This is a genomic window from Streptococcus infantis (genome assembly GCF_001579645.1).
GTDB classification, from domain to species: Bacteria; Bacillota; Bacilli; order Lactobacillales; family Streptococcaceae; genus Streptococcus; species Streptococcus infantis_E.
This window is the reverse complement of record NZ_KQ970818.1, coordinates 227766-238595: the sequence shown is the minus strand read 5'-3', so window position 1 is coordinate 238595 and position 10830 is coordinate 227766. Positions and strand designations below refer to the sequence as shown.

General features: G+C 41.3%; 8 protein-coding genes. All 8 read right to left on the bottom strand.

Features of this window, described 5'->3' with window-relative positions; all coding sequences use genetic code 11:
- Positions 1-15: 15 nt before the first annotated feature.
- The 8 genes from SINDD18_RS01190 to SINDD18_RS01155 all read right to left on the bottom strand — a co-directional run bounded on the left by SINDD18_RS01190 (position 16) and on the right by SINDD18_RS01155 (position 10616).
- Positions 16-579, bottom strand: coding sequence for a TIGR01440 family protein (locus SINDD18_RS01190; RefSeq protein ID WP_061862798.1), 564 nt, complete (start codon positions 577-579; stop codon positions 16-18).
- Positions 580-1085: 506 nt separating this feature from the next.
- On the bottom strand, positions 1086-1823 hold the full coding sequence (gene mecA, locus SINDD18_RS01185) for an adaptor protein MecA (protein WP_061862797.1): 738 nt from the start codon (positions 1821-1823) through the stop codon (positions 1086-1088).
- Positions 1824-2186: 363 nt separating this feature from the next.
- Complete coding sequence (locus tag SINDD18_RS01180) at positions 2187-3446, bottom strand: TRZ/ATZ family protein (RefSeq protein WP_061862796.1); 1260 nt, start codon at positions 3444-3446, stop codon at positions 2187-2189.
- A gap of 273 nt (positions 3447-3719) precedes the next feature.
- Positions 3720-5468 (bottom strand): ABC transporter ATP-binding protein, encoded by a 1749-nt coding sequence (locus SINDD18_RS01175; protein ID WP_061862795.1) that lies wholly within the window; start codon positions 5466-5468, stop codon positions 3720-3722.
- Position 5469: 1 nt separating this feature from the next.
- Entirely contained in the window at positions 5470-7194 is a 1725-nt protein-coding gene (locus SINDD18_RS01170) for an ABC transporter ATP-binding protein (RefSeq protein WP_061862794.1), read from the bottom strand.
- Positions 7195-7243: 49 nt separating this feature from the next.
- Positions 7244-8182 (bottom strand): peptide-methionine (R)-S-oxide reductase MsrB, encoded by a 939-nt coding sequence (msrB, locus tag SINDD18_RS01165; RefSeq protein ID WP_061862793.1) that lies wholly within the window; start codon positions 8180-8182, stop codon positions 7244-7246.
- A 276-nt stretch (positions 8183-8458) separates the two neighbouring features.
- On the bottom strand, positions 8459-9328 hold the full coding sequence (gene thrB, locus SINDD18_RS01160; RefSeq protein WP_061862792.1) for a homoserine kinase: 870 nt from the start codon (positions 9326-9328) through the stop codon (positions 8459-8461).
- 1 nt (position 9329) lies between these two features.
- Entirely contained in the window at positions 9330-10616 is a 1287-nt protein-coding gene (locus SINDD18_RS01155; protein WP_061862791.1) for a homoserine dehydrogenase, read from the bottom strand.
- Positions 10617-10830 lie beyond the last annotated feature (214 nt).

The window sequence follows — 10830 nt, the reverse complement described above, 5'->3', positions numbered from 1 at the left end:
TTTCTAGTATTCAATTTATATCTTCCTAATGTGATCTATTGGATATTGAGCACGCGCCCCTCCAATGAGTTTTGGTCGACTAGCAAGTGCCGTCACATGAGCCTGGCCAATCTCTCTTAAGATTGGTCGAATGGGTACCTGAACATGTTTGATATGCATCCCAATAGCAGTATCTCCGATGTCCAAACCAGCATCTGCCCTGATAAATTCGACCTCCACAGGATCTTTCATATAGCGAAAGGCGGCCAATTGACCAGAACCTCCTGCATGTAAGGTCGGGAGTACACTCACAATCTCCAACTGATGTTTTATAGCTACTTCTCGTTCAACAACTAAGGCGCGATTGACATGTTCACAACCTTGAACAGCTAGGTGAATTCCCTTAGCCACCAACAACTCCAACAGTGTCTTGACAATTAGTTCACCGATTTCCTGACTCGAATCTTTTCCGATGTGTCCTCCCAGCACTTCACTCGAAGACAAACCCAAGACAAATAGTGCTCCCTCCTGTAAAGAAGCCTTGTCTAATACATCTTCAAGTATCTGCTGTGTTTCTGTTTGAATCCGTATTTGGTCCATATTTCACCTCGCTTTTTTTCATTCTATCATATCGTTTTTCATCAATTTTAGCAAGATTGAAAGGCATTGGAATACCATTTGCTAGGATTCAAAAACTATATGAGGGCGCTTTTTAAAAACTGATTCAAATTCATCTAGTTTCAAATATAAGATAAAATTATACTTTGAAAACAAAAAAAATATAATAGTTTAGTAAAACCGTTGATGTAACAACATTTACACTTAAAAGATTTGTCAGTTGATTCGATTCTAAGCTACCGAAAAGCAACTTCTACCATTCTACCCCATTTCTTCTATTAAAGCTACTACTTTGCTTATTTCTTAGGCACTTTTTCTTCCTTGTAACTTCAGATGATGATTCAGAAAATTTTCATGAAATTATGCTAAAATTTTAATTTCATCCTCAAATTATAATATGACAGTTTTTTGGATACAAACTGAATCCAAAATTTTAAAAACTAGATTTTACAAAAACAGAGAAGGGTAGCTTCTCTGTTTTTTATAGATTAAACTTTTTGGAGTCCTTGGACAGCATCATGATTGATGAGTAGTTGCCCATATTCTTGTAGGACAGAACGACTGATATCACTATCATCCGCAAATTCGCGCATACGTGCCAACAACCAAGCTGGATAAAGGCTAGGTTGATCTTCTACATCAACTAAAACTGTCAGATAGTACTGGTCATTCATCTTGTAGAGTTCTGAAGTTTCCATTTGGTAGTCAACCGTTTTGGCAAAAGAAACCAAACTAGATAAATCGTCAAAACGTAAGATGTAGTAGATATAAGGCTCTCTTTTTCCTTCTTCTACTTCGAGGGTTTCATCAAGCGCTGCTTCTTCTTCCTTTTCAACCTGCTCTAAAGATTGAATGGCTTCAATATCATCTTTAGTTTTTTCTGCCATGGTTTTCTCCAAGGTTTTTAAAAACTCATCTGGAGACATTTTAGCCAACTCATCCATATCAGGAAGATCTGCCAAATCGTCAAAATCTAAATTCTGGTCGATCTTAGATTTTGTCACAAAAACATCAACCTTATCAGGCTTTGGAGTCACTCGGAAGCTAAGCATGCCCGTGTCCAAGAAACTGTCTGGCATTTCTAACTCATCCAAGATTGCGTAGAAAAATTCTTCTGTTTTCTCTTGTGGAACGAGAAAGTCTGCGATTTCCATTCCACGATCCATCAAATCTTCTAAAGACATGGTGATTTTTAAAGTCGTATCACTGATTTGTTTCATTTTCATAGTTCGTAACCTCATACTTTCAGTTCTATCTATTATACAAGATTTCAAAAATTTTATCAAAAAAAATGGCGTTGGGGTATCGATTACTATCTAGTATAGAATACTTATTACGCTATCACCCTCTTTATTATCAAAGATAAAACACTTCATTATGCACTTGACCTAGTTCGTGCAAGGATTAAAAGAGGATAGAGAGCCCTCTCAAAAATGTTCAGATTAAATATTATGCAACAAAAAGAAGACTCGCAAGGTCTTCTTTTTTTATACAGCCTACACAATAAATACTCACTCAATAAACTTGTTAGAGCATACGAAGTCAAGACAACACCGACCTAGCTTTAAAAAATTTAGAAAGAGTATCACTTACAAATCTACTGTTAGTACCTTCCCAGCTCTCACGACTTGCTCACCTGCAATGTATACATCATCAACGTCGCTCGATTTGACAGCATAAACGAGGTGAGACAGCATGTTTTCTTGAGGTTGGAGATGGATTTTTCCTTGCGGTTGGATAACGAGAAAATCAGCTTGCTTGCCGACTTCCAGACCACCAATCTCATCTTCCATTCCTAACACCTTAGCTCCTTCAATGGTCAATGCCTTGAGGGCGGTTTCGATTGGAAATTGGCTGGCATCACCACTCTTCATCTTCTGTAAAAGAGCTGCGGTCCGTCCTTCCTCAAACATGTCCAGGTTATTATTAGAAGCAACCGAGTCTGTCGCAATTCCGACTGGCACACCTGCCTGTTGAAGTTGAACGACAGGTGCAATCCCTGAAGCTAGTTTGAGGTTACTGATAGGATTGTGGGCGATAGCGACTTGCGAATCTGCTAAGCGGGCAATCTCTGCTTCATTTAACTCCACTCCATGGGCAAATACAGCCTGATGATCTAAATACCCAAGCTCATCCAGAAAGGCTAGTGGACGTTTGCCATAACGTTTCAGGATAATCCCTGACTCTTCTCTTGTTTCTGCAACGTGGATATGAAGTGGAATATCTTCTTCTTTTGCTAGGCTCAAACTAGCCTCTAACAATTCTCGACTACAACTGTAGGGCGAATGAGGAGCCACCATAACCTTGAAATTGGAATCCTGATAGCCTTTGATTGTCCCGATGACAGCACGAGTTTTTGCTATAGTCTCATCTGTGGTCTCTATGTCTGAAGAAAAGAGAGTTGGAGAAAAATAGCAACGCATCTTGGATGCCTTGACTGCTTCATAGATCTTCTCTATCTCTACTCCATTCGGATTGTACATATCATTGAATGTTGTCGTTCCTGACTGGAGCATCTCTGTTAGCGCCTCTTTGACGGCTTTTGTAGTCATCTCTGGTGTAAATTCTGCTTCTGCTGGCCAGATATAGTCTTCTAGCCATTCGTGGAGATTGCTATCATCACGAATCCCCCTCAAGCCTGTCATTGCAGAGTGGGTATGGCAGTTAACCAAACCAGGCATAATCCAAGCACCCTGATAGTCTATGATTTGATCTGCTTGCTTGAGAATTTCTTGATTTTCCTGACCGACATAGACGATTTGAGAATTTTCAAGAGCTAAGATACCATCCAGGTAGACATGGAAATCTTGGTCACAAGTCACGATATTTACATGCTGAAAGACTTTCATCAATAGGCTCCTTTTCTAAATTATACTCTTCGAAAATCAAATTCAAACCACGTCAGCGTCGCCTTACCGTATATATGTTACTGACTTCGTCAGTTCTATCTACAACCTCAAAGCAGTGCTTTGAGCAACCTGCGGCTAGCTTCCTAGTTTGCTCTTTGATTTTCATTGAGTATTAGCTTTCATACTAGATAATTTTTCTAGCTATTGTAACAAAAAAGTCACCCGAAGGCAACTTTTCTTGTTTGTTCATTGGCATTATAATGGCTTTCCCATTTATTCTGAGATAAAAGTTGCTGCTTGCTGCATTTGATAGTATTTGCCTTTTCTCGTCATGAGTTCCTCATGATTGCCATATTCGACAATATCTCCATCGACCAAGACAAGAATCAAATCAGCATCTTGAATGGTCGATAAACGGTGGGCAATGATAAAGCTTGTCCGCCCTTTCATGAGTTTGGCAAAGGCGTCCTGAACCAGCACCTCTGTCCGGGTATCGATGGATGAAGTCGCCTCGTCCAAGATAAGAATCTTAGGAATGGCTAGAAAAACGCGGGCAATGGTCAAAAGCTGAGCCTGACCAACAGACAAGGATTCCCCTGCATTTTCAAGCTTGGTATCATATCCCTGTGGCAATTGTTGGATAAAGAAGTCTGCGTTAGCTGCCTTGGCTGCTGCAATGACCTGCTCTCGGCTAGCATCAGGATTGCCAAAAGCAATATTGTCATGAATGGTTCCCTGCTTGAGCCAAGTTTCTTGGAGCACCATCCCAAACTGTTGTCGAAGAGATGCTCTAGTATAGTCGTAAATAGAATGACCGTCTAGCAAAATATCTCCTGAATTAATCGGATAAAAACGCATGAGGAGATTGATAAGGGTAGACTTCCCAGCACCCGTTGGTCCAACGATAGCAACCTTACTACCAGCTGGAATATCAATAGACAGATCCTTGATCAAAATTTTTTCAGGATTGTAACCAAAAGAAACATGCTTAAAGGAAATAGATCCCTTGACTTGATCGCTGTTCAATTCTTCAAGACCAGTTTCTGTAACCTCTGGACTTTTTAGAACAGCATAAACACGTTCTGCACAAGCTAAGGCGCTTTGCAACTCAGCTAAGACTGATGAAATATCGTTAAAAGGCTTGGTGTACTGCTGCACATAATTCAAAAAGGTCACTAAACGCCCAACCGTCAAAGTAGAACCCGCCATGATACGTAAGGCTCCAACACCAGCAAGTAGGGCATAAATGAGGGCATTGACAAAACGGGTGGAAGGATTGACTGTCGATGAATAAAAGATAGCCGACTGAGAATAACCTGCATAGCTATCATTTGCCTCATGAAGTCTCTCGATAAATTCTTCCTGGGCATTGAAGGACTGGATAATATTCTGTTGGGTGAGCGATTCTTCTATCAACTGAGTCTGAATCCCCCTAGTCTCTGTCTGCTTTTGAAAGAGATGGTAGGATCTCTTAGCGATAAAGCGTGAAATGACCATAGATAGAGGTGTTAAGAGCAGAACCAAGAGAGTCATCAATAGATGGATTTGGAGCATAGCAAGGATGCTGACCAAAATCATCAAAACTCCTATGAAAAATTGGTTGAAAATCATATTCAGACCCGCTGCCAACTGCTCGATATCTGTCGTGACACGGCTGACCATTTCTCCACTACCTTGTCTATCTACAAGGGCAATCGGAAGACGATGGAGCTTTTCAATGATTTTTTCGCGTAAATCTCTGGTATAGGAGAAAATGAGGCGGTTGTATAGGAGGGGATTGGCCCATTGTACCAGCGTATTCCCTATCAACACCAATATCATCTGGAGGAAAATCTGCCAAAATACCTGAGATGAGCCCGTCACTAAAACTTGGTCAATCACACGTCCAATCAAGATTGGCAGATAGATTGATAAAGCCACTTGAGTGATGGTTCCTAAGAAAGCCAGGAAAAGAAGGACGGGATGGCCAGCTAAATCTTTTGCTAATCGTTTGAGGGTTTGACTTGCATGTTTGCCTTTCATTCTAGTCCTCCTTTCCATGTTGGGATGCATTGATTTCACGATAGACTTGACTAGTCTCCATCAATTCCTCATGATTTCCAAGTGCTAATTGCTCCCCTTTCTCTAAAAGAAGAATTTGATCAGCAATCTTCAAGGTTGAAGTTCGTTGGGAAATCAAGATCAAGCTGGTGTTTGGTAGGTTATCTTGAACAGCCTTCAGAAGATTGGACTCAGTAATGGTATCAAGAGCAGAAGTCGCATCATCCAAAATGAGAAATGGTGCTCGACGCAAGACTGCTCGGGCGATAGACAAACGTTGTTTTTGCCCACCTGAAAAATTACGACCGCCTGCTTGAACCTCTGCGTCCAGCTGACCTTCCTTATCGCTGACAAAGTCCTTGGCCTGAGCAATTTCCAAGGCCTGCCAGAGTTCTTGGTCCGAGACAGGCTCTTCCATACCCAGAGTCAAATTAGAACGAATAGTCCCTTTAAAAAGTTCAACCTTTTGAGGGACATAGGCAATCCAAGACCGCCATTGAGCCAGATTTTGAGGACTATTCCCAGCCTGATAGAGGGCCACTGTTCCTTTATCTGGTTTGTACAAACCAAGTAAAACCTGTACCAAGGTTGACTTACCAGAACCAGTTCCTCCGATAATTCCAAGAATTTCTCCTTGCTGCATATCAAAAGAAATATCCCTTAGCGAAGGTTGAGCTGCATCTGGATAAGTAAAGGTCAAGTGACTAACTTGTAAAACTCGATGTCCAGATACTTTTCCTACATGAATCTCAGAATGAATATCTTCAGGTTTTTCAGCGAAGACTTCCTCAATGCGCTTAGCTGATATATAAGACTGGTTGAGTGAATTAATCAGCATGGCTAGTTTAATCAACTCTACCAAGATCTGTAATAGATAGTTGATTAGAGCAATCAAGGCACCCTGACTGAGCCAGCCTCCCTGAATAGAAATATAACCATTCCAGATAATCACCAGCAAAGTTCCATTGACAATCAAATAGGTCAAGGGGGTCAAGAGACTGGACCAGTAGCCTGTTTTCATTTGGATAGCTGTATAGACTTGATTGAGTACTTGGAAGTTCTCGATTTCTCGTTTTTCTTGGCCAAAGGCACGAATCACACGCATACCTTGTATCTGTTGGCGTGTTTCCTGAACCAGCTGGTCTGTTTTCTTTCTCAAAATACTATAGAGAGGATTGACCAAGCGTGATAACACGACAATGACAAAGGACAAAATGGCAACCATGACCAAAAACCCGAAGGTCAATTCAGGCGAGAGACGATAAGCCATAAAAATGGCACCAAAAACAATAATAGGAGCCCTTAAAAATAGACGTAAAAATTGATTGATCCCTGTCTGAATCTGATAGGTATCTGAAGTCAAACGCGTCACCAAACTCGAGGTCGTTAAACGGTCTCTACTATCCTTGGGCAAGGAAAGAATATGACGATAGAGGTCATTGGTCAACTCCCTGGCAAATCCTACTGCTGCCTTGGCTGAGTAAAACTGAGCAACTAAGGCAACCAAAACGCCGATAACCGCAAAAACAAAGAGGAAACCCATTTGCATCCAGAGGTGACCCTGATCTTTTTTGGGGATAGATTGGTCGACAATTCCAGCTATCACCATGGGTACCAAGAGTTCAAAAACGGCTTCTAGCAGCTTAAACAAGGGCGCTAGAAATGACTCCTTGAGGTAGGGTTTAAAGTAAGAAAGTAATTGTTTCATATGTCCCTTCTATTTTCAAAATGAAGAAGGTGGAAAAACCACCATCTTTTTATTTGTTCAAATATGGAAGTAGATAGCCATATCCAGCCTCTTCCATTTCATCCTTAGCAATGAATCGTAAAGAGGCAGAATTGATACAATAGCGTAAACCACCTAGTTCCTGAGGTCCATCTGTAAAGACATGTCCCAAGTGAGCATTACCCGAACGTGAACGGACTTCAATTCGCTCCATACCATGACTCAAGTCTTGATAGTAATGGATAAGCTCTTTAGAGATTGGTCGGCTAAAACTTGGCCAACCACAGCCTGAAGCAAACTTATCCTTGGCAAAGAAGAGGGGCTCACCAGTCGTGATATCAACATAAATCCCTTCCTCAAAAGCTTGGTCATAAGCATTAGTAAAGGGAGCTTCCGTCGCAGCTTCTTGCGTAACTCGGTAGGACTCTTCTGACAAACTTTCTCGTAAAACTGCCTGACTAGGCTTTTCATAGTTAGCAGCGTCTATCAGTGGTTTCTCTGCATCTTTCACATCGATATGGCAATAGCCACCAGGATTTTTCTTGAGATAGTCTTGGTGATAATCCTCAGCTAAGATATAGTGGCGAAGCTTCTCCACTTCCACTGCAATTTTACGACCTATGAGGAGTTCTTCTTCGCGAACTACTGTATTGATCGTTGGTAGATCAGCTTCATCTAGGTAATAAATCCCTGTGCGGTATTGACGACCACGGTCATTCCCTTGTTGGTTGACAGAAAGGGGATCGATAACTCGGAAATAATAGAGTAAAATCTCACGAAGCGAGACTGCCATTTCATCATAAATAACTTGCACAGTCTCAGCATGATCTGTTTCTTTAATCAATTGATAATTGGTGGTTTCTACATGACCATTGGCATAACCAACACTGGTTTGCAACACTCCAGAAATACGGGAAAAGTATTCCTCTAAGCCCCAAAAACAACCACCTGCTAGATATATTTCTGCCATTTCAAATCCTCCTTGACCGTCTATCGGTCGATAAACACGGGAAACATTTCATACTCTTCGAAAATCTCTTCAAACCACGTCAGCTTCGCCTTGCCGTAGATATATGTAACTGACATCGTCAGTCTTATCTACAACCTCAAAGCAGTGCTTTGAGCAACCTGCAGCTCGCTTCCTAGTTTGCTCTTTGATTTTCATTGAGTATCAGTTCCCATGTTTCATTTTCAAAAAAAGGACAGGAAGCCTCTAATAGAGAGTTTCCCCATCCCATTGCTATGTTTATTTTGCTTCGACGCGAACGCCTTGTGTATCTACTTGCAAATCATGAAGTTTGCCTTTGAACGGTTGCTTTTCAAGCTCAGCCTTAATTTTAGGCATCTTATCAGGCTCAGCTAGAACCATGACAGTAGGCCCAGCACCAGACAAGTAGGTCGCATAAGCACAGTTTCTCTTAGCAACTTTCTTGATCGTCGCAAATTCTCTCACCAGTTCTTGACGGTAACGCTCATGGAAGAGATCACTCTCAATAGCTTGTCCTGCTTTGACCATGTCTCCAGTCAGCAAGGCTGCAATCGCTACATTGGCGATAGAACTTGCTGCAACAGCTTCTTTATAAGAAAGTTTCTTAGGCAAGACACCACGACTATCTCGAGTACGCAATTCATAATTTGGAATGTAGGCTAGAAAGGCACACTCTGGAAAAGGTGCCACTACTGCTGAAACCTGACCCTCGACTGAGCTTGCAATGACTAGATTTCCATAGATAGCAGGTGCAACATTATCAGGATGTCCTTCAATCTTAGTCGCCAATTGCAACTTATCGTGATCCGTTAATTTTAGGTTCCCTAATTGATTTGCCAACTCAATTCCTGCAACGATGACTGAACTAGAAGAACCAAGTCCACGCGCAAGTGGAATATCACTGATCATTTTCAGACGTCTTGGTTGTAGGTCTGGAACAATTTGTAAAGCAATCTTCAGCAAAAGATTACGTTCATCACGTGGAATCCATTTGCCTAGTTGATGCTCAATCATCCATTCTTCACGTTCCTCACAAACCTGAATTTCTAGATACTTGGTTACAGCTACACCAACAGAGTCAAAACCAGGACCCACATTGGCACTTGTAGCAGGTACAATAATCTTCATCTTAGTCTCCTAAAACCTTGAAGGTATTGAGAAGTTCAAATTCAGCTACACCCTTCAAAGAGTCTGTAATATTTTCAAGTTGCGCCTTGTTGATCTTATGGCTGATGATGACAACACGAGCCTTGCCTTCTTGCTTACCATCTTGAAGGATTTGCTTGAAGGAAATATCTTCCGCATTAAAGAGCTCTGCCAATTTCAATACTTGCCCTTTTGAATCTGGAGCCAAGATTGAGAAATAGTAGTTAGCTTTGACATCTTCTGGCTGAGCCAAAACAAGATCACGATGGTATTCGTTAAAGGCTTTTCCAATGGTACCGTCATTCAAACGACGAACGATACGAGCAATATCAGCTACAACACTTGTTGCAGTTGGTTTTTGACCTGCACCTGGTCCATAGTACATAGACTCGCCGATACCGATAGATTCCACAAAGACCGCATTCATAACACCGTTAACACTTGCAAGTGGATGAGCTTTAGGAAGGAAGGTTGGAGTAACCTCGGCAGCGATTCCAGAAGGTGTTTCTTCGATAGAACCTACTAGTTTAACCACGTACCCAAGATCTTGGGCAACTGCCACATCTTCTGGAGTGATATTGCGGATTCCTTGATGGGCAACATCTTCAAATTTGACATTCATCCCAAATGCAAACTGGCTAAGGATGACCATCTTGTAGGCTGCATCAATCCCATCAACGTCATTGGTAGGGTCGCTTTCAGCAAAACCAAGTTGTTGGGCTTCTGCCAAAGCATCTTCATAAGACCAGCCTTCTTCTACCATTTTGGTCATCATGAAGTTAGATGTTCCATTGACAACACCAAGAACACGTGTGATTTTATCTGATGCAAGTGAGTTGACCAAGGTACGAAGGATTGGAATTCCTCCCGCAACAGCTGCTTCATAATAAAGAGCAACATTATGAGCTTTGGCAATCTCAAGCAATTCTGCACCATGAACAGCCAAAAGGTCCTTGTTTGCTGTCACGACATGTTTCCCTGCTTCTAAGGCACGAGTGATAAATGTTTTTGCCGGTTCGATACGTCCCATCAACTCAACAACAATCGCGATGTCTTTATCTGACAAAATTTCGTCAATATTTGTTACAAAATTAAAATCATTTCCTGCTTCAAGCAAGCGTGCTTTCTCTTGATCGTCTTTGACCAAAACTTTGGATACTTCAATTTCTGAATGTGCTGCTTGAACAATTTTTTCTCTATTTTCCTTTAGCAAGAATGGTACACCACTAGCTACTGTACCAAATCCAAGTAAAGCAATTTTAACTGACATGTTTGTCTCCTTGAAATTTTCTAATAGTCCTATTATACCAAAATTGTGAGAAAATTCCTACCATTCTGAACTAAAAATAGGAGCGCAAAATCATAAAAAAGCCTGCCCTGATACAATTTAGGACAGACGCTATTTTCAATCTATTTCACAAAGACCATTTCCTTGTCACTCGACAGGTCGTCTCGATAGGTAAAACCTGCAAAACTGAGCTTTT

Bases quoted from the DNA above. Each gene is read 5' to 3' on its own strand.
- SINDD18_RS01190 (WP_061862798.1), bottom strand. From the start codon at position 579: ATGGACCAAATACGGATTCAAACAGAAACACAGCAGATACTTGAAGAT.
- mecA (WP_061862797.1), bottom strand. From the start codon at position 1,823: ATGAAAATGAAACAAATCAGTGATACGACTTTAAAAATCACCATGTCT.
- SINDD18_RS01180 (WP_061862796.1), bottom strand. From the start codon at position 3,446: ATGAAAGTCTTTCAGCATGTAAATATCGTGACTTGTGACCAAGATTTC.
- SINDD18_RS01175 (WP_061862795.1), bottom strand. From the start codon at position 5,468: ATGAAAGGCAAACATGCAAGTCAAACCCTCAAACGATTAGCAAAAGAT.
- SINDD18_RS01170 (WP_061862794.1), bottom strand. From the start codon at position 7,194: ATGAAACAATTACTTTCTTACTTTAAACCCTACCTCAAGGAGTCATTT.
- msrB (WP_061862793.1), bottom strand. From the start codon at position 8,182: ATGGCAGAAATATATCTAGCAGGTGGTTGTTTTTGGGGCTTAGAGGAA.
- thrB (WP_061862792.1), bottom strand. From the start codon at position 9,328: ATGAAGATTATTGTACCTGCTACAAGTGCCAATGTGGGTCCTGGTTTT.
- SINDD18_RS01155 (WP_061862791.1), bottom strand. From the start codon at position 10,616: ATGTCAGTTAAAATTGCTTTACTTGGATTTGGTACAGTAGCTAGTGGT.